The organism is Acinetobacter genomosp. 15BJ, from assembly GCF_000400715.1.
GTDB lineage: Bacteria > Pseudomonadota > Gammaproteobacteria > Pseudomonadales > Moraxellaceae > Acinetobacter.
Window position 1 is genome coordinate 1,911,589 of sequence record NZ_KE007347.1, and the last position, 18,930, is coordinate 1,930,518.

17 protein-coding genes, 2 tRNA genes, 1 other RNA gene and 1 pseudogene are annotated in these 18,930 nt (G+C 40.5%); 9 read left to right on the forward strand and 12 right to left on the reverse strand.

Annotation, left to right across the window (positions count from 1 at the left end):
• Nucleotides 1–131: 131 nt before the first annotated feature.
• Entirely contained in the window at nt 132–1,361 is a 1,230-nt protein-coding gene (locus F896_RS05380; protein ID WP_016164504.1) for a beta-ketoacyl synthase N-terminal-like domain-containing protein, read from the forward strand.
• Nucleotides 1,362–1,649: 288 nt separating this feature from the next.
• Entirely contained in the window at nt 1,650–2,102 is a 453-nt protein-coding gene (gene hemJ, locus F896_RS05375) for a protoporphyrinogen oxidase HemJ (RefSeq protein WP_016164505.1), read from the forward strand.
• 79 nt (nt 2,103–2,181) lie between these two features.
• Here hemJ and F896_RS05370 read toward each other — a convergent pair whose 3' ends face one another.
• Together F896_RS05370 and F896_RS05365 are read right to left on the reverse strand one after the other, a co-directional pair.
• Nucleotides 2,182–2,577 carry a hypothetical protein gene (locus F896_RS05370; protein WP_016164506.1) on the reverse strand — a complete coding sequence of 132 codons (396 nt, stop codon included), beginning with the start codon at nt 2,575–2,577 and terminating at the stop codon, nt 2,182–2,184.
• 55 nt (nt 2,578–2,632) lie between these two features.
• On the reverse strand, nt 2,633–3,358 hold the full coding sequence (locus F896_RS05365) for a hypothetical protein (RefSeq protein WP_032882306.1): 726 nt from the start codon (nt 3,356–3,358) through the stop codon (nt 2,633–2,635).
• 77 nt (nt 3,359–3,435) lie between these two features.
• Here F896_RS05365 and F896_RS05360 point away from each other — a divergent pair, with 77 nt between their 5' ends.
• Nucleotides 3,436–3,960 carry a hypothetical protein gene (locus F896_RS05360; protein ID WP_032882308.1) on the forward strand — a complete coding sequence of 175 codons (525 nt, stop codon included), beginning with the start codon at nt 3,436–3,438 and terminating at the stop codon, nt 3,958–3,960.
• A 56-nt stretch (nt 3,961–4,016) separates the two neighbouring features.
• Here F896_RS05360 and F896_RS21070 read toward each other — a convergent pair whose 3' ends face one another.
• Nucleotides 4,017–4,178, reverse strand: coding sequence for a hypothetical protein (locus F896_RS21070; protein WP_016164509.1), 162 nt, complete (start codon nt 4,176–4,178; stop codon nt 4,017–4,019).
• 861 nt (nt 4,179–5,039) lie between these two features.
• Here F896_RS21070 and F896_RS05355 point away from each other — a divergent pair.
• Nucleotides 5,040–6,665 carry an NAD+ synthase gene (locus F896_RS05355; protein WP_016164510.1) on the forward strand — a complete coding sequence of 542 codons (1,626 nt, stop codon included), beginning with the start codon at nt 5,040–5,042 and terminating at the stop codon, nt 6,663–6,665.
• A complete protein-coding gene (locus F896_RS05350) occupies nt 6,658–7,689 on the forward strand; it encodes a hypothetical protein (RefSeq protein WP_016164511.1) in 1,032 nt (343 codons plus the stop codon). Before F896_RS05355 ends, F896_RS05350 begins: the two co-directional genes overlap by 8 nt.
• Nucleotides 7,690–7,801: 112 nt before the next feature.
• Here the strand turns inward: F896_RS05350 and F896_RS05345 are convergent.
• From F896_RS05345 to coaD, 5 genes are all read right to left on the reverse strand, one after another.
• A tRNA-Met gene (locus F896_RS05345) sits at nt 7,802–7,878 on the reverse strand.
• A 267-nt stretch (nt 7,879–8,145) separates the two neighbouring features.
• Nucleotides 8,146–8,222: transfer RNA gene (locus tag F896_RS05340), tRNA-Met, on the reverse strand.
• A 61-nt stretch (nt 8,223–8,283) separates the two neighbouring features.
• An RNA gene (gene rnpB, locus F896_RS20235) (RNase P RNA component class A) lies at nt 8,284–8,639 on the reverse strand.
• Nucleotides 8,640–8,665: 26 nt separating this feature from the next.
• On the reverse strand, nt 8,666–8,929 hold the full coding sequence (locus tag F896_RS05335) for a YfhL family 4Fe-4S dicluster ferredoxin (RefSeq protein ID WP_004805118.1): 264 nt from the start codon (nt 8,927–8,929) through the stop codon (nt 8,666–8,668).
• Nucleotide 8,930: 1 nt separating this feature from the next.
• The gene (gene coaD, locus F896_RS05330) at nt 8,931–9,422 is read right to left on the reverse strand and encodes a pantetheine-phosphate adenylyltransferase (RefSeq protein ID WP_004805114.1); all 492 of its coding nucleotides are present in this window, start codon (nt 9,420–9,422) and stop codon (nt 8,931–8,933) included.
• Between the two features lie 129 nt (nt 9,423–9,551).
• On the opposite strand from coaD, the gene smpB reads away from it, so the two are divergent.
• Nucleotides 9,552–10,028: an SsrA-binding protein SmpB gene (smpB, locus tag F896_RS05325; RefSeq protein ID WP_005210928.1), complete on the forward strand. Its 477-nt coding sequence runs from the start codon at nt 9,552–9,554 to the stop codon at nt 10,026–10,028.
• Nucleotides 10,029–10,068: 40 nt separating this feature from the next.
• On the opposite strand, the gene F896_RS05320 is transcribed toward smpB, so the two are convergent.
• From F896_RS05320 to rluD, 3 genes and pseudogenes are all read right to left on the reverse strand, one after another.
• Nucleotides 10,069–10,641, reverse strand: coding sequence for a flavodoxin family protein (locus tag F896_RS05320; RefSeq protein WP_016164512.1), 573 nt, complete (start codon nt 10,639–10,641; stop codon nt 10,069–10,071).
• Between the two features lie 83 nt (nt 10,642–10,724).
• The gene (pgeF, locus tag F896_RS05315; RefSeq protein WP_016164513.1) at nt 10,725–11,465 is read right to left on the reverse strand and encodes a peptidoglycan editing factor PgeF; all 741 of its coding nucleotides are present in this window, start codon (nt 11,463–11,465) and stop codon (nt 10,725–10,727) included.
• 135 nt (nt 11,466–11,600) lie between these two features.
• Nucleotides 11,601–12,652 (reverse strand): annotated as a pseudogene (gene rluD / locus F896_RS0119995) (23S rRNA pseudouridine(1911/1915/1917) synthase RluD).
• Nucleotides 12,653–12,723: 71 nt separating this feature from the next.
• Between rluD and F896_RS05310 the strand changes: the two are divergent.
• Both F896_RS05310 and F896_RS05305 read left to right on the forward strand, forming a co-directional pair.
• Nucleotides 12,724–13,827: an outer membrane protein assembly factor BamD gene (locus F896_RS05310; RefSeq protein WP_016164516.1), complete on the forward strand. Its 1,104-nt coding sequence runs from the start codon at nt 12,724–12,726 to the stop codon at nt 13,825–13,827.
• Between the two features lie 127 nt (nt 13,828–13,954).
• Complete coding sequence (locus tag F896_RS05305; protein WP_016164517.1) at nt 13,955–15,838, forward strand: DNA primase; 1,884 nt, start codon at nt 13,955–13,957, stop codon at nt 15,836–15,838.
• Between the two features lie 6 nt (nt 15,839–15,844).
• Here the strand turns inward: F896_RS05305 and hemA are convergent, their stop codons facing one another.
• Nucleotides 15,845–17,128 (reverse strand): glutamyl-tRNA reductase, encoded by a 1,284-nt coding sequence (hemA, locus tag F896_RS05300; RefSeq protein ID WP_016164518.1) that lies wholly within the window; start codon nt 17,126–17,128, stop codon nt 15,845–15,847.
• 79 nt (nt 17,129–17,207) lie between these two features.
• Between hemA and F896_RS05295 the strand changes: the two genes are divergently transcribed.
• Nucleotides 17,208–18,926, forward strand: a complete 1,719-nt coding sequence (locus F896_RS05295; RefSeq protein ID WP_005205482.1) for a tetratricopeptide repeat protein — start codon at nt 17,208–17,210, stop codon at nt 18,924–18,926.
• Nucleotides 18,927–18,930: the final 4 nt, after the last annotated feature.

The window sequence follows — 18,930 nt, forward strand, 5'->3', positions numbered from 1 at the left end:
AAGAAATAAAAAACCTTTCTGCTATCATGGTGTCATTCACTCATAAGCCATTTTAATCGTTATTTTTCTCCTGATTTGTATTCATAGCGAGATGCACAGGGCTTAAGTATTACCATAAAAGGGATCTGTAAATGAAACGTGTTGTAATCACTGGTATGGGCATTAACTCATGTATCGGTAACTCTTTAGAAGAGGTCACTCATTCTTTAAAAAATGGAATCTCAGGCACACGTTTAAATCCAACTTATGCAGAACTGAATTTCAAGAGCCATGTCAGCGCAGCAGCTGAACAGAATTTTGATGGTATTGATCGCAAACTGAAACGCTTTATGGGCGTCTGTGCGATGTATGCGTATAACGCAGCTGTCGCAGCTGTTGAACATGCTGGTCTAAAACAAGAAGATTTGGCAAACAATCCACGTTACGGTATTGCTGGCGGTTCTGGTGGTAACTCAACTGCATCTGTTGCAGAAATGATCAAACTATTAGAGGAAAAAGGCGCGCGTAAAATCGGCCCTTTCTTTGTGCCTCGCAATATGAGTAACACTATTACTGCGAACGTTGGCGTTGCATTTAAACTGCAAGGTGTGGCGCACTCGATTACCAGCGCATGTGCAACCTCTGCCGATGCCATTGGTTATGCCTACAACCTAATTCAATTAGGTAAACAAGATTTAATGCTTGCTGGTGGCGGTGAGGAAGATCATTGGTCACAAAGCTTATTGTTTGATGCGATGGGTGCATTGTGCTCAAAATACAATGAAACACCTGAAACTGCATCACGCCCATACTCAAAAGACCGTGACGGTTTCGTCATTGCAGGTGGTGGTGGTTTCGTAGTGCTTGAATCACTTGAACATGCGCAAGCACGCGGTGCCAACATTTTAGCTGAAGTGATTGGTTATGCTGCAAACAGTGATGGCGCAGACATGGTTGCACCAAGCGGTGAAGGTGCGACACGCTGTATCATCATGGCACTTGATGAGGCAAAACAACATGGCGTAGAAAATATTGACTATGTCAACACGCATGGCACGTCAACTCCAGCGGGCGACGTGACTGAACTTAAAGCAATGGAACGTGCGTTTGGTGAAGGACAAGTTCCTCCACTCAGCTCGACCAAATCGATGACGGGTCATAGCTTAGGTGCTGCGGGTGTTCAAGAAGCAATTTACTCTGTTTTGATGATGCAAAATGACTTTATTGCGCCAAACATCAACGTGACTGAGCTAGATGAAGGCGCACAAGGTTTCGATATTGTACTTGAAAAGCGTGATGCAAAACTGAATACTGTCATGAGTAACAGTTTTGGTTTTGGCGGCGTAAATGCTTGCCTCATTTTCAAGAAGTGGGATGCGTAGAGGGTCCGTTGACATTTCACAGATGCTTGCGACAGAGGATATTTTTTAGCTAATACAAGGCATGACTTATGAAACTTAGTCATTCTAAGTGAATAAGACATAACTTAGTAGCAGCAAAAAATATCCCTGTCCCGAAGGGTTATGGCTAAAACTTCCCTAAACTTCGTTATGGAACTTGGCAATGAAGTCACCATTGCCTACGTTCCATGCCTTGTTTAAGTCGTTTTAGTCTATAACGCAAGCATAGTTGAAATATCAACACACCCTCGCCCCCACTGAGGATTATCGATGGATGCACCTTCTGATGCTTTCTTGTGGGTAAAAGCATTACATATTATTGCTGTGGTGTGTTGGTTCGCTGCATTGTTCTACTTACCACGTCTTTTTGTTTACCATGCCATGAGTGAAGATGCTGTGAGTCATCAACGCTTTGAAGTCATGGAACGTAAGTTGTATCGCGGTATTATGTGGCCGTCTATGATTGCCACACTTATTACCGCCCACTTTCTAGTTGATTGGGGCGATGCAACTCGACATTATCATGAAGCTTTATGGTTCTATCTTAAAGTCGGTCTAGTCGGTTTATTGGTGATTTACCATTTTATTTGTGGTTATTACCGTAAAAAACTGATTGGCAATGCCCACTATAAATCACACAAGTTTTGGCGCTTCTTTAATGAGATGCCGACCTTGATCTTGTTTGCAGTGGTGATTTTAGTCGTAGTAAAACCTCAGTTCTAAGGCAACAAGTCTTGTTTTCTAATGCTGTAATTTTCTTCAAAAACAATTACAGCATTCGTTTCCAATCTAAGCATCCAAACTACAAACAGCTTATCCCCTTCAAATTTAAAGACACTTGCTCAAAGTGGGTCTCTTTTTTTGTTCTCAGATTTCGATAGCTTACGTCATAAAGAATATAGCCTTGCGACACAAAGGTATATTGTCCTGTCACTTTGCCATCAATCAGCTCATTCATGGTCTTATAAACTTCGGGCTGAGCGACTTCACCCATCTCAACCTCTTCAATATGGACTGGCTCAGAAAGCTTGATATCTTTGAGATAGGGATAATACTTGATCGACGGTGTCTTTTGATATTGTGGTGAAACCAATAAAATTGATTTTTTGCCATCAGCAAAACAGTAATATTCATTACTTGCATAGGCCTGTACGCACACAGATAAAAATAGGCACAACCATAAAGTTTGTTTCATCATTCATTTCATCTCTTGCTATAAATGATTGATCTATATTTCTGCTTTCTCAATCAGATCATAAATATTTTTTTATTCTTAACGGGACTTTGTTGGATAAGCCCAACTTTTTCATTTGATCAGCATACATCATGTAATTTTTTCTGGCTTGACCTATATTTTTTAAAGCTAAATAAGCATCTGCTCGATTTAAGTAAGCCACAGTTCTATTCGGATCTAATTTTATGACATGGTTTAAGAATTTTAATGAAGCATCATCATAACCCAACTGATAGAGGAAAAATGCAGAATCGTTTAGCTCTGCTGCATCCTGTTTTCTATAGGTAGATAATTGGCAATCAATGCCTGCAATCATTTGCTTGATCTCAGATACATCTCTTTTATTGAGTTGCTTTAACTGTTCCGAAGCTAAGTAGTAAAAGTAGTTAACCCCATCTTTTCCCCCACCAATATCTGCCATCCAAACTGGTGTATGACTGTGTTTATCCCATTGTCCACCGCAACTGTTAGAAATCATGCTGGGTATGGTATCTAAAATCACTTCTCGGTTTTTATCAACAATAAGACACTGCGTCATTTCAGTTTCAGACGCATCCAAGATCGCAGCGTAGTTGTATTGGTTATTTTTATAAGCATCAATGGTTAAGAAAAAAAGCGTGCTATCAGCTTGTAAGGCTTTCAATGGTGATCCCGTACAATTTTTATAGTGCTGTATCTCTAAATCCGCATAAGCCACACTGCTCACCCAGCAGAGTGAAAAAGCCATTAATTTAATACTCCGCATACCAAAATTCACCCTGTTTAGTTTGCTTTTATTCTAGAATAAACCAGATCTTCACGTTTTTCAGATGCCTAGTTCAGATGAACAAACCAATACAGCACGCTCTACCAAAATTGAAAGCTCGATTCATTGCCAGCCTAATCTTTTACCTCAAAATGAATCAATTTCAATATCGTGGTTTGACGTCTGATGAAATCGAAATGGCACGCGCTGTCTTTGGCGATCTTATCGATTATGCACGAATAAAGATTTTTAATATTCCCTACCTACCTTGGCAACCTGCTAATATTTTTATGGCACCCAATGGCAATCTATTTGTGCATCAAAAATACTTTAGCCCTGACTATTCAAAATGCTCCACATCCTTGCAGGGAATCTTTATTCACGAACTTGCGCATATTTTACAGTTTCAACAACACACCAATGTGATTGTCAAAGGTGCAATCCTTCAGGCAGGCTATTACCTCAGCTTTAAACAATATAATCCATATCAATATCACTTGATCAAAGGTAAAGCTTTTTCTAGTTATAACATTGAGCAACAAGGTGATATTGCACGCGATATCTTTTTCAACAGAATTCCCAATATTATTCTCAAAAACTAAAAAACCCTGTAATTTGCATTTACAGGGTTTTTTAAGTGAGTAATTCACACTTGAACTTACGCAACAGTGCCTTTACCAGTTTCAGTTGGGTGTTCATGACTATCATCCATATCAGTCGTAAAATCTACGCGCATTGCATCCTTAACAATGGTACCTACACGCCCTACACCAATGGCCAAACCAAAGGCTATGACGGGCAATAAAATCGTTGAAAGCATAATTGATTACCTCTTCATTCAAAACGATTAATTGATAAATTAAGCTTGTTGGTCTTGCTCACGGAACATCACTGTTCCAATACGACCAACAACGACAGCCAAACCAAAAGCAATTACAGGAAATAATAAAACTGACATGATCTTTACCTCAGCAATAAATGAATAAAAACTTTATGATCAATTAAACTTGTTGATCTTTTTCTTGAAACATCACTGTACCTACACGGCCAACGACTACAGCCAATCCAAATGCAATCACAGGAAATAATAAAACTGACATTGTTGTTACCTCTTCATTTTACGTGTTTGAGTGCACTTGATGATCTTCGAAGTGCACAGCCGTTCACATTAATTAGGATGATAGCAGTGCACAAATGTACACTCAAGTGTCGCAAAGATATTCCCGATGAACGGTATAAAAAACACACGATATAATTTCAAATTATTGAATAATATAATTTTTAAAAAAAGTACAACTGTTTTAAATATTTTTTAAATGTAAGATAAAAGCCTAAAGTTATTCTTTTTTCTCAATTTTTTATTGTTTGTTCATATTGTAATTAGGGCGTCATACCGACATGCGAAAATGACATGAAAAAAAACTTTATATGACTCTATTCAATTTATTCATAATCATGCACCATAATCACGCAAACATTGAGAAATGTTGCTGTTTTATACAGAAAAACTTGTTATTTTTACGCAGAAAAATGTGCATTTAGTATATATTAGTAAACTTGTCATTTTTCTTTAAGATATAAAATGTTTGGCGCCATGATATACACTTGTTTTTAATAACTATACCCATATAAATCAAAAACTTGTATATCAGAACTTGTTAAGACTTAGGATTAGGTTTGAATGAAAAATTTTAAAGTTGCCCTTGCTCAATTCTCTCCGCACATTGGCAATATTGATGCAAATACTCAAAAGATGGTTGAGCAAGCAAATTTAGCGAAACAACAACAGGCTGATTTGATCATCTTCCCTGAACTTTCTACGCTCGGTTACCCTGCTGAAGACCTATTACTCCGCCCAAATCTACAAAAACGCACTCAAAAAGCGTTTGCCCAATTAAGTGAAGTAAAAGATATCTTGATGGTATTCGGTTTTGTGCACCAAACTGAGGATGGTCATCGCTATAACTCTGCTGCTGTCATGAAAGACGGGCAAGTTTTAGGTGTTTATAACAAACAAAACCTGCCAAATTATGGCGTGTTCGATGAAAAACGCTATTTCCAAGAAGGTCATCAACATCTTGTTTTCGAATATCTAGGTCACAAGTTCGGTGTCTTGATTTGTGAAGATGTTTGGTCACTCAATACCGTTAAACAACTCAGCCAGCTGAATGTTGAAACGGTTCTGGTCTTAAATGCTTCGCCGTATGAAGTTGGCAAACCACAACACCGCATTCAAACCCTCAATGAACTAGCAAAACAATTGAATCTAAACGTTGTCTATGCCAACCAAGTAGGTGGACAAGATGACCTTATTTTTGATGGGTCAAGCTTTGTCAGCAATAATAATGGGCAACTTGCACTGCAAGTACCAAGCTTTCAAGAAGCTCTTTCTTACGCTGAATATGATGCGGAACAAAAACAGTTCAAAGCAACTGATGCGATTCCTGCATTAGAAACTTTTGCCGAGATTTATCAAGCTTTAGTGATGGCAACACGTGACTACGTGCAACGCTCTGGCTTCCCAGGTGTAATTCTTGGCTTATCTGGCGGAATCGATTCGGCTTTAACATTGGCCATTGCTGTTGATGCGATTGGTGCAGATAAGGTACAGGCTGTGATGATGCCCTATACCTACACCTCACAAATGAGTGTAGAAGATGCAACTGAACAAGCACGTCGTATGGGAGTCACCTTTGGTATTGCCGAGATTCATCCAATCGTAAATAGCTTCATGCAGACATTATTCCCATTCTTTGGTAATACCCCCGCTGATGCAACTGAAGAAAATTTACAAGCACGTACTCGTGGTACTTTACTGATGGGTTTATCCAATAAATTTGGTAATCTCGTGCTATCTACAGGCAACAAGTCTGAAATCTCGGTAGGCTATTGCACCCTCTATGGTGATATGGTCGGTGGTTTTTCAGTGCTAAAAGACGTGTACAAAACCATTGTATTTGAATTAGCAAAATACCGTAACACGCTTGAAGAAACGCCAGTCATTCCTGAACGTGTTATTACTCGTCCACCATCAGCAGAACTTCGTCCAGATCAAAAAGACCAAGATTCATTACCTGCTTATGATGTACTTGATGCCATCTTATATGCTTATATTGAAGAAGATCTCAGCCAAGCAGATATTATCGCCAAAGGCTACGAAGCCGAAGTGGTTGAGAAAGTCATTCGCTTGGTAGATCGTAATGAATACAAGCGTCGTCAGGGCGCGATTGGACCACGTATTAGTTCACGTGCCTTCAGTCGTGAGCGACGCTACCCGATCGTCAATGGATGGACCGCGAATGACTGAAAAAATTGTTTCTGAAAAGTCACAATTACTTGCTCAAGCTTTAATGCTTGAGCAAGTTTCATTTTATAAAAATCAACTCACGACTCAACTTTCTGCTGATTTTTTCCAGCAATTTATTCAACTTTTTCTCCAACATGCACCTAATATTCAGCTCAAAGAAGTGATTGAATTAGAACAAATTCAGGCAGTGGTAAAGCGCTATGCATTTGAAATGCAGCTTGGTGCAGGTCTATTAGAGTTTATTGGGGAAATTGCACAAAGACTGCATGTCTTTTCTTTACAGTCATCTGCACAGTTACAGGACGTATTTTCAGATCACCAGTTTGAAATGTGGTTATCCAAATTTTTAGAACTGGATAATATTCGCCATTATTTAAATCAATTTTTAAAAGAAAGCCCTTCAATTCAGCAGTTGTGCCAATACATTGCGACCACAACGCTACAAAACAAATTACCAAAACTCTTTACTCAGTCAGATGAAGAACGCATTTCTGAAAGTAAATATGAATGGCAACAAAAACTAAAAAGCTTTTCGCATCGCCAACAGCAGCGCATTGAACAAAAGATTGAAGAAAGTATCGGTCGATTCATTCAAGAACAGCTGGTTGATCTCAGCTTGCTTTCAAATGATGACCTTGAGAGCCTTGCACGCAATATCTGGGACGACAACAAAGCTCAGCCTTTATCTGAATATACCAAGCAAGTTACTCCACTCGATGTAGAAGAATTCTTCGTGATGATTTATGAGTACTGGAAAGAATTACGCCAGTCCTCTTTTATACAAGATTTGATCTTATACGGCGTTAAAGTGTTTTATGACTTCTATAAAGATGAAAGTCTGGAAGATGTTTTTGCTGCAATCGGTATAGAAGAAACAGATTTACTCAATGAAGCAGTACGTTTTTATCCTAAAGTCGTCGTGGCTTTAGATGAACATGATGTACTCGAACCAATCATTACCCTGATCTTAAAACCATTTTATGAAAGCACTCAGACTTTAGCTGCCATCGAAAAACATTTATAAAAAATAAAGCCTGTAAATAAATGACTTATTTACAGGCTTTTGTACATCTGATGAATTATTTTTACGCAATCAGCAGATAAAAAGAAACCACGCAGGAGCGTGGTTTTTAAAATGGTGGCTATGACGAGACTTGAACTTGTGACCCCCGCATTATGAGTGCGGTGCTCTAACCAACTGAGCTACATAGCCGTAAACTGTGTGCGCATTATCTAGTTTCCGATTCAGTTGGTCAAGTCTATGATCTTGAAAATATAGAACATATGAACAGTTTTTATGCTATCAGCCATCAATTGATCAAATTTCAACAGATCTAGTTACTCATGATAAAATTTGATGACGATAGAGTGTTTATCAAAGTGAAAATAAATCGCAAATATTGAGTCAAAAGAAAGATTGTTTTGAAGATTACAAAAACTGCAGACAAAAAGAGACCACGCAGGAGCGTGGTCTATAAAATGGTGGCTATGACGAGACTTGAACTTGTGACCCCCGCATTATGAGTGCGGTGCTCTAACCAACTGAGCTACATAGCCGAAAACTGTGGGCGCATTATCTTAACTTTCAATACACACGTCAAGCACAATTTTAAAAAATTTGAGAAGTGGGCCTATAAGCCGGGTTCTGTCGAGGACGATCATTCCTCTAGGCGTACAATCACTCATACGCTCAAGCGACCTACCCGAATCCAGCACGGGCCGTGCCTCAGGATTCCTATTTGGTCTTGCTTCTGGTGGGGTTTACCTTGCCGTGAACTGTTACCAGACACGCGGTGCGCTCTTACCGCACCCTTTCACCCTTACCTCACGAATGAGGCGGTCTACTCTCTGCTGCACTTGCCGTCGACTTTCGCCGCCCAGGCGTTACCTGGCACCTTGCCCTATGAAGCCCGGACTTTCCTCCCCTGTTTCAGTCACGGAGACCTCCACAGCAGCGACCGTCCAGCCCACTTCGTGGCGCATCTTATCAAAGATCGAAGTTAATTGCTCGCATTTTTTTGCCCAGTTAACTTTTTGTATTTCGCCATCAAATCATCATGCGATTCGACATGTTGCGGATCGAGCGGAATACAATCAACGGGACAAAACAACTGACACTGTGGCTGATCATGATGACCGATGCATTCTGTACACAATGCTGGATCGATCTCATAAATCAGCTCACCCATATAAATCGCTTCATTGGGACAAACAGGTTCACAGACATCACAGTTAATGCATTCATCTGTAATATATAAAGACACGCTACCAACCTTGTTGATGTTTACGTTCAAAGGCCTCAACCACAATGGCAGGCACAAATTTGGTCACATCACCTTTTAAACGAGCAATTTCTCTTACCAATGTCGATGAGATAAATGAATATTGCTCAGAGGGAGTTAAAAAGACTGATTCAAAATGCGGGTCAAGTTGACGGTTCATATTCGCCAGTTGAAACTCATATTCAAAATCAGAAATTGCTCTTAAACCACGGAGTACGGCTGTTGCACGCTGTTCACGGAAGAAGTTAACCAGCAAACCATCAAAACCAACAAACTCAACATTGGTCAAATGACTCAATGATGCTTTGGCTAATTCAACACGCTCTTCTAAACTAAACACAGGATTTTTATGATGACCAATCGCGATTGCAACCACAACTTCATCAAACATTTTTGATGCCCTTGCAACCAAATCAACATGTCCATTGGTAATTGGATCGAAAGTCCCCGGATAAATCACACGTGTTTTAGACATGCGTTGTACTCTAGTTAATGAGATAAGACGCGTATTTTAACAAATGTTCGGCCTAAACGCGAAATTCCTAAACAATGGAAAAAGGTTGCGTTTTACGGCACAATAGCTGTAATTGTGGAAGTTTAGATTATGGCGCAAGCAACAGTTGTAAAAAAACATAATGGTGGCACGATTGCTCAAAATAAAAGAGCGCGTCACGATTACTTTATCGAAGAAAAATTTGAAGCAGGCATGTCCCTCCAAGGCTGGGAAGTAAAGTCTTTGCGTGCTGGACGTATGACCCTCACTGAAAGCTATGTAATTTTTAAAAATGGCGAAGCTTTTTTGCTGGGCTCACAAATTCAGCCGTTATTGTCTGCATCAACCCATGTGGTTCCAGAAGCAACGCGTACGCGTAAATTGCTACTCTCTCGCCGTGAGTTGGAAAAGCTTTTGGGTGCTGTGAATCAAAAAGGGTATTCATGTGTGCCGTTGGCTTGTTACTGGAAAGGCCGTTTGGTTAAGTTGGAAATTGCACTGGTGAAAGGTAAGCAATTACATGACAAACGTGCCACAGAAAAAGACCGTGATTGGCAACGTGATAAATCTCGTCTGCTGTATAAATAAAAAAAACCTCCAATTATTGGAGGTTTTTTTTCGTTCAAAATTAAACTGGGATATGCTTTAATCTTAATTCGGCTAAATATTTTCCGAACTTACGTGCAGTTTCCAAATCACCTTCTGGTGGAGTAATTTCAACACTGGCATTATCTGACTGGGTCATTAAACCCAGAAAGCTCGACATACGGTTAATATCTAAAGTACTTCTTCCTGTTGGCATAAATGGCAAACCAGCCCACACCATGCCATGTTGCATCGCAAATAAATTAATCTGCTGCAATACCGCCAATTTATCGCCACTGAGACCACCCCCATTGGTAAAACCAGCAGCCAGTTTTCCTTGCCATGCCCGCGCCAACCAACGCTTAGACGAATCTTCCATAAATTGTTTCAATGCAGCTGTGAGACTACCCATATACGTTGGACAACCAATAACAATCACATCTGCTTGGTCTAATAAGTCCCACTGCGGCGCAGCCACAGAAATGAGATGCACCTCTGCACCTGCCTGCTCGGCACCCTGAGTAATATATTGCGCAACTTTGGCCGTATGTCCATAAGGACTATGATAAACCACACAAACTTTAACTTGGGGAGTAATTTGCTCAATAACAGACATGGAGAATTTTAAAAACCAATGAATTAGATCAAGTTTAACATTTTCACTACGACATGGCGAATCAACAACGCAACGAATGCAATCTATTGCATAAATACAAAAGTAGCCATTCGTCCTGTTTTTGCATCACGGCGGTAAGAGAAATAGTCTTCGGCTTGTTGATATGAGCACTGATCTCCACCTAAAACCGTTTCCACACCCAAACGGTTTAAAATAAAACGAGCAATCGCATAAAGGTCAGCTTGATATTTACCCTCAACTTGACCAGCAATAAAAGCAGTGTCGAGCTCAGGATATTTTTCACAAAATGCTGTTTTGACTTCTGCTCCAACCTCAAAACACGGTTGACTAATCGCAGCACCCAACCATGCCCAACTTGGCTGAGACTGCATTTCAGCGACTGTATTTTCGATAATCCCATTAGCCAAGCCACGCCAACCGGCATGTAGATTGGCAACTTCAGTACCTTCGGCATTGCCCAACACCACAGGCAGACAATCAGCTGTCATCATCATTAAAGCATGACCTGTTTTTTGCGTAACTAAGCCATCGCCTTCAAGGGCAACAAATGGAATTTGTTCATTCACGGTATGGCAAATAGTGCTATGCGTTTGTGTCATCCATGTAATTTTATCTACACCAAATGCAGATAACTGATTTAGTAATATCATGCGATGCTGTTGAACACGTTGCGCCTCATCATTGACATGTAAAGCCAAATTAAATCCTGATAGATTTTGATTCGATGTTGCAATGGTTTGAGCATGTTCAATTCGTGTTTGTGCAACATAGACCCCTTTCGGCAGATCTTGTACAAATTCCATAAATATCTCCTGAGCTATATTTTCTACCTTCAACCTCTCCCTAACCCTCTCCTAAAAGGAGAGGGAATTTAAAGCACTGTAAGACATTGAATTCAAAAAAGTCTCCCTCCTTTAAGGAGGGAGGTAGAGCTTTACTTAATACGCTTCATTCTCACTGCGCAGGACTTCAACCAATTGTGTCAAATCTTCTGGCCAAGGTGCTTCAAACATCATTTCTTCACCCGTACGCGGATGTACCAAACCGAGTTTGGCTGCATGCAAAGCTTGACGCTTAAAGCTACGTAACTTATCAGTTAATGTTTCTGATGCACCTGCAGGGAAACGCACACGATTGACATAAACAGGATCGCCAACTAAACCATGCCCAAGATAACTAAAGTGCACACGAATTTGATGGGTACGTCCCGTTTCAAGTTGTGCTTGAATACGGGTAAAGTCACGGAAGCGTTCTTTCACATTATAATGTGTTACCGCATCACGCCCGCCCGGTAAGATCGCCATTTTGACACGATCTACAGGATGACGCTTAATCGGCTCATCAATAGTGCCACCCGCAATGACATTGCCATACACAACTAAATCATAAACGCGATAAACGGTTTTCTTGGCTAACTGCTTGCTCAGAGAAAATTGAGCTTCCAGATTTTTTGCAACCACCAATAAACCACTGGTGTCTTTATCAATACGGTGTACCAAGCCTGCACGAGACAGCTCTGCCAATTTTGGCGCATGATAAAGTAACGCATTCACCAAGGTTCCAGTTGGATTGCCTGCGCCCGGATGAACGACCATCCCCACTTCTTTTAATTGATCACAATAATATCGTCATCTTCATAGACAATATTTAATGGAATATTTTCAGGTTGGCTTGAAGTTTGCGCTTCAAGTTCAACTTCAAGCGTAAGCAGCTCATTGCCTTCACAACGGTACTTAGGTTTAACAATGTTACCATTTACCAACAGATGACCGTCTTTCATCCATTGCTTGAGTTTTTCGCGAGAAAACTCGCTCCAAACCAATGCGGCAACCTGATCAATACGTTGACCTAAATAGTTTTCATCAAGTTGAATTTGCAACGATAAACGTGTTGCAGTTGAGTCGGAATTATGATTATCTGCATCCACAGAATCTTCGAGTAAGAAATCTGTTTCAGAGATGTTTGAATTGGAAGATTGTGCTGAAGTCATTTGATGATCGGTACAAAAATGGTTTAATAGCACCATTGTAGCTCATTGCCCAGAATAACAGAGGAGTTTTTATGTCGCTACCACGTTATAAAATTACGGTGCTTGCACTATCTTTAGGTGTAGCGTCTGCATTTGTGGGCTGTAGCAGCAATCCAAGTAAGAAAGATGTGGTGGATAAAGGACCACAATCGAGTGAACAAGTTTATTTTGAAAAAGCAATAAAATCGCTTGAACGCAATCAATATACCGATGCAGTAAAGTCACTTGAAGCTTTAGACACGTACTATCCAACTGGGCAATATACGCAACAAGCTCAACTTGAGCTGCTTTATGCGAAATTCAAGCAAAAAGATTATGAAGGTACGATTGCCCTTGCAGATCGTTTCATTCGCTTAAATCCTCAACATCCAAATGTTGATTATGCCTACTATGTTCGTGGCGTAGCTAACATGGAAATGAATTACGATAGTTTGATTCGCTATACTTCTTTACAGCAATCACACCGTGATGTGAGCTATGTCAAAGTTGCTTATCAAAACTTCGTAGAACTGATTCGTCGCTTCCCAAGTAGCCAATATTCGGTTGATGCTGCACAGCGTATGAAGTTTATTGGTCAAGAATTGGCTGAAAGCGAAATGAACGCAGCGCGTTTCAATATTGAGCGCAAAGCATGGCTTGCAGCTGCTGAGCGCGCACAATGGGTGATTGAACACTATCCGCAAACACCACAAACGCCAGAAGCATTAGCTACTTTAGCTTATAGCTATCAAAAACTTGGCGATAATGCGACCTCTCAACAGTATATTGATATCTTAAAACTCAACTATCCAAATCTCGTAAAATCGAATGGTGAAGTGAATTTACGTGCTGCACGTAAAGAAGGTAGCTGGGTGAATCGTGCAACTTTAGGTTTGCTAGGTCGTGAATCTAAAACAGTTCAAGCGAAAAAAGATGAAGTAAGCAGCGATACTGAACAACGTAGCTTAACCAACCGCCTCAGCTTCGGTTTGTTTGATAAACCTGAAGCCGAACAAGCAACACCTGCTCCAGTGGTAGCACCTGAAGCACCAGCAGCGACCACGGAAAATAAACCGAGTTGGAAAAACCGTTTAAGCTTTGGCCTATTAGATAAGCCAGAGGCGAGCAATACATCTGAGGACGATGCTGCAAACTAATTTGCAATCATCTGATACATCAAACAGGCAAGTCTCCCTTGCCTGTTTTTTATTTTATGCAACAATGATTCCTGACATTTTGCAGTGCAACAATGTTCTACTCCCCGTCTTAAATGGTTAAACACACATGGCAATTCCACAACATACGATTGATCAAATTTTAGATCGAACCGACATTGTCGATTTGATTGGTCAACGTGTGAAGTTAAAAAAGACGGGGCGAACCTATTCGGGTTGCTGTCCTTTCCATCAGGAAAAGTCACCCTCATTCCATGTTTATCGAGATAAGCAGTACTATCATTGTTTCGGTTGCCAAGCCAATGGTAATGCCATTCGCTTTTTGATGGACATTGACAGCCGTAACTTTGTCGATGTAATGAAAGATTTATCTAATCAGACAGGCATCGAACTCCCTAAAGATAATCACGATAATAAAAAACTGTCCTATAAACGCAGCCCTCAACAGGTCACAACTCCGCAAATCACACAGCCCCAGCAAGAGCAGACCGCACCCGCCGCTTCTATCCAAGAAGCACTGGACGATCATTTTGTTGATATGGATCATTATATGGATGATCCCTTTGCGCAGTTTGATCCTTCATTTAACATTCAAGAACAGGTACAAGAAGGTAATCTCTACGACTTGTTAGAAAATGTCGCTCAGTTTTATGAACGTCAACTCCCCAATAGCCAGAAAGCACAAAACTATTTCAAACAGCGCGGTTTATCCACACAAACCATTCAATTTTGGCGCTTAGGTTATGCACCAGAGGATTGGCAACATTTAGAAAAAGCCTTCCCACAAGATATTGAAGGCTTAAAACAACTGGGCTTAATTCGTTCCAGTGATAGCGGTCGAGATTTCGATTTATTGCGTGAACGGGTGATTTTCCCGATCCGCGATCATAAAGGACGTGTGGTAGGTTTTGGTGGTCGCGCCTTAAACGATGAGATTAAACCAAAATATATCAACTCACCTGATTCTGAGGTATTCCATAAGAACCAGCTGCTTTATGGCCTATACGAAGGCCGTAAACTCAAAGCCAATGATTGGCTGATGGTAGAAGGTTATATGGACGTGATTGCCTTACAGCAATATGGTATCAATGGTGCAGTGGCGACACTGGGAACGGCCAGTAATGCCGATCATTTAACTACCCTGTTTAAACAAAATTCTCGTATTACCATTGCTTTTGATGGTGATGCAGCAGGCCAAAAAGCAGCACGTCGTACGCTAGAAATAGCACTACCTCTGCTCAATGATGGTCGTGAATTAAAATTCTTTGTGCTTCCCAATGAACATGACCCTGACTCGCTGATTCGTCGAGAAGGTTTAGAAAATTTCCAAAAATTATTACAACAAGCACCTCTATTATCTGACTTTGTGTTTGCACATTTAACTGGACAGCATGACGTCAGCACCCCTGAAGGCAAAAGCTTGGTCATGGGTGAACTGCGTGAATTAACGGAACTACTGCCCAAACACGGTTCATTTCGTTATTTGCTGAGTCAGTCTTTCCGTGAAAAACTTGGGCTTGGAAAACGATTTACACCACAAATCAGCCATGATGCTTCTTTATCTTTTAATATTCAGACCAAAGATGAAGATTTTGCGGTAGCAATTCTGATGCATCACCCCTTCCTCTATATTCATTTTGAAGAACTACGAGCAGTGATTGACCAAAATGAATTATTGGCGAAGATTTTAGCAGCACTAAATCTTGTATTTGATGATCTTCCTGATGATCAGGAACTTGCAACCTATTATGTGCTAGGCGCTTGTAGTAGTTATAGCCATGAACTGGCTGATATTATGCAACGTACCAATATCCAATCCTTAACCCAAGCACCTGAAGTTGCCGATAAACTGGCGAAAGAATATGCGCTGGGGCTACAAGAGAAATATTTGCGCTTAAAACTAAAATCGCCCATTTCTTTAATTGAATCGCGTAATTTACGTCAACAATTGAATGAATTGACCAAACAGATTAGTTTGCGTTTATTGTCTTAATGATGATTACTGACGTGGCTTACGCTCATGTTCAAACACATCTTGTAGATGTTGCTGTAGCCATTCAAAATAATCTGGATTTTCAGCTTTAGCTGCTTCTCTAAGTAAAATTGAGGTTGGGTGCATCAGCTTTTGTGTCAGACGATGTGCAAACTCTTGTAAGACCTGTTCAGCAGTATTTCCATGTTGCAACGACTCTAAAGCATGCGCCAATTCTTTTTGACTCACTTCTTCACTATGTTGGCGATAGGCCTGAATGGTGCCACTCGCCTCTTTGACCTTTTGCTGGGTCATCAATTGGGTCGCCAATTGATTGACCATAATCTCAGCTTCAACCGCTGCTTGACGACGTTGTGCCAGATTTTCATCAATCACACTTTGTAAATCATCAACACCGTACAAATAGACGTTATCCAATGATTCTACTTTGGGATCAATATCACGGGGAACAGCTAAATCGACCATGAGCATCTGTTGATAGCGACGCTTTTTAAGTGCAACTTTAACATCTGAATATTCAATCACTTGATGCAAACTACCTGTACAACTTGAGACCACATCCGCTCTATGCAAATGCTGTGCAAGCTCTGCAAAAGGAATAATTTCAACATCAACTTGATGGGCAATTTCTTGTGCCAATAGATCAGCACGTTCACGACTACGGTTACAAATCAGGATTTTAGCAACCCCCATTTCGGCTAAATGTTTGGCAACCAATGTGTTCATTTCACCTGCCGCGACCACCATCACTGTGAGTTTTTCAGTATGGCTAAACACTTGTGAGGCCAGTTGCGCAACAGCATAACCCATTGAAACAGCATGACTTCCTACCGAGGTTTCAGAACGGACACGCTTTGCTGCATAAAACGCATATTCAAATACACTATTCAATTCAGGCGAAACAGTTTCTGCATCTTTTGACAACGCCAATGCACTTTTCACTTGCCCTAAAATTTGCGGCTCACCCAACATCAATGAATCTAAACCACTGGCAACACGCATTAAATGTGTAACAGCTTGGGCATTTTCGTAACGATAAACATGATGAATTAACTGTTTTACATCAATATTATTCACTTGGGCCAGCCAACTCAAGACGCTATCCGCATCTTCAGTCATGGCATACACTTCGGTACGATTGCAGGTCGACACCACCACCAAATCATTCAGTGATGCATGTTGGTTTTGTTCAAGCAATAGCGCAGCTAATCGCTCTGCATTGAAAGCAATTTGTTCGCGAAGTTCAACAGAGGCTGTTTGATGGTTGACGCCCAATGCAAAGAAAGACATATCAGATCATCATTTCGCTAAATTTATGTTATTGTGCAACATCGGTGTCATAAAAAGCATTACTTTGGATCAATAAAAATTGCGTCAGCTATATCGCCGTACCCTTTTTAGCGGCAAGACGATTAGACGGTATTCTACCACAATCTTGTTGTTAGGTAGCATGAGCTCTTATGTCTCTGCACAAGCAATACACGACATGTATGCGGATAAGAGCTTTGAGCATGCACTACAACAGAGCATGATTGCTGAATTTTCTCTTGCTTATGACGATATTGCAACCGCACTACATAATTATACTGTGCTTGCGATTCGTAGTAATTCAACCACCATTAAACAACGCGCTTTAGACATTGCTCTAGAATACAATGATTTACAAGCTGCTTTAAATATTGCCACGCATTGGGTTGAACAAGAACCCAAAGATGTTCCAGCCCTCTTCTATTTGTCCCATATCGCGTTAAAAACACATGAATATGAGTTAGCAGCCAAGACGCTGGATAAGATTCTAAATATTGATCCTACTGCCGATCTTGAACAGATTTTGGCAGGTATTGCACCTGAACAGGCACAAGATCGTGAGATTCTACTCAATGCGCTCCGTGCCAGTGAGGAGCGTAACAATCCCTCTATTCTCGCTTTAATTGCAGGTTTAGAAGCGCAAGATGGTTTGTATGAACAAGCACTGAATAATATTAATCGTGCATTACGCAAACGTTCAAAGTCAACCAGTTTCATTTTAATGAAAGCTAATTTATTGATGGCTTTGCGCAATGACGAGGAAACTCAAAAATGGTTTGCTCAAGCCAGTCGCAAAAATAAGAATAATATTGATGTACGAATGGCGGAAGCGCGCTATTACATTCAAATCAATCAGCAACAAGAGGCCTTGGATAAACTTGAAGATATTATTAAAGACCATCCCAAGGCAGAAGAAGCGCTCTTTATTGCAGGCTTGACCAGTATTGACTTAAAGCAATACGAAAAAGCCGAACAATATCTGGTTGAATTGCGCTCATCGGCAAAATATCAAAATGAGGCTTATTATTACCTTGCGATCAATGCACAACGCAAACAACATTATGAAACGGCAAAAGCATACTATCGCCTAGTTGATGGCAGTTTATATATCGTTTCTCGGCGCAATATGATTGCGATCTTTGAGAAGCAAGGCCAACTGAATGATGCCTTACGCTTCTTGACCCAAGAACGGGTGAATTATCCACAACATGCCAGTTTCCTATATCAAGCACAGGCCGATATTTTAAAGAAGATGGATAATAAAAAAGCAGCTCTAGCTTTACTGGATGAAGCGATCAAGAGCTTGCCAGATGACCCAGAATTGATTTATGCCGAAGTATTATTACTCGACCCATATACCGATCGAGATAAACTAGACAAGACATTAAAGCAACTATTAATAATTGAGCCCAACAGCCCAACCTATCTCAATGCTTATGCCTATACACTGGCACTGCAAAACCGTCGCCTTAAAGAAGCACGTAAATATGCAGAACTAGCGCTAGATTTTGCCCCAGAACAGGCATCTATCCTAGACACATTAGGCTATATCGCCTTTTTACAAAATGATTTTGATACCGCATCCAAAGTCTTGGGCCAAGCGTATTCGCTGAGTGAGAATGTCAATATTGGTATTCGTTATGCCAAAGCCCTGTATATGCAAGGCGCACTCACGCAATTTAGCGAGGTGTTACAGCAATTGAAACAAAAACATGCCAATGCCCCACAATTACAACAACTTGATAGCTTAATCTTACCCATCACCGTAAAAAAGAGTTAAATTC

Bases quoted from the DNA above. Each gene is read 5' to 3' on its own strand.
- F896_RS05380 (WP_016164504.1), top strand. From the start codon at position 132: ATGAAACGTGTTGTAATCACTGGTATGGGCATTAACTCATGTATCGGT.
- hemJ (WP_016164505.1), top strand. From the start codon at position 1,650: ATGGATGCACCTTCTGATGCTTTCTTGTGGGTAAAAGCATTACATATT.
- F896_RS05370 (WP_016164506.1), bottom strand. From the start codon at position 2,577: ATGATGAAACAAACTTTATGGTTGTGCCTATTTTTATCTGTGTGCGTA.
- F896_RS05365 (WP_032882306.1), bottom strand. From the start codon at position 3,358: ATGCGGAGTATTAAATTAATGGCTTTTTCACTCTGCTGGGTGAGCAGT.
- F896_RS05360 (WP_032882308.1), top strand. From the start codon at position 3,436: ATGAACAAACCAATACAGCACGCTCTACCAAAATTGAAAGCTCGATTC.
- F896_RS21070 (WP_016164509.1), bottom strand. From the start codon at position 4,178: ATGCTTTCAACGATTTTATTGCCCGTCATAGCCTTTGGTTTGGCCATT.
- F896_RS05355 (WP_016164510.1), top strand. From the start codon at position 5,040: ATGAAAAATTTTAAAGTTGCCCTTGCTCAATTCTCTCCGCACATTGGC.
- F896_RS05350 (WP_016164511.1), top strand. From the start codon at position 6,658: ATGACTGAAAAAATTGTTTCTGAAAAGTCACAATTACTTGCTCAAGCT.
- coaD (WP_004805114.1), bottom strand. From the start codon at position 9,422: ATGTCTAAAACACGTGTGATTTATCCGGGGACTTTCGATCCAATTACC.
- smpB (WP_005210928.1), top strand. From the start codon at position 9,552: ATGGCGCAAGCAACAGTTGTAAAAAAACATAATGGTGGCACGATTGCT.
- F896_RS05320 (WP_016164512.1), bottom strand. From the start codon at position 10,641: ATGTCTGTTATTGAGCAAATTACTCCCCAAGTTAAAGTTTGTGTGGTT.
- pgeF (WP_016164513.1), bottom strand. From the start codon at position 11,465: ATGGAATTTGTACAAGATCTGCCGAAAGGGGTCTATGTTGCACAAACA.
- F896_RS05310 (WP_016164516.1), top strand. From the start codon at position 12,724: ATGTCGCTACCACGTTATAAAATTACGGTGCTTGCACTATCTTTAGGT.
- F896_RS05305 (WP_016164517.1), top strand. From the start codon at position 13,955: ATGGCAATTCCACAACATACGATTGATCAAATTTTAGATCGAACCGAC.
- hemA (WP_016164518.1), bottom strand. From the start codon at position 17,128: ATGTCTTTCTTTGCATTGGGCGTCAACCATCAAACAGCCTCTGTTGAA.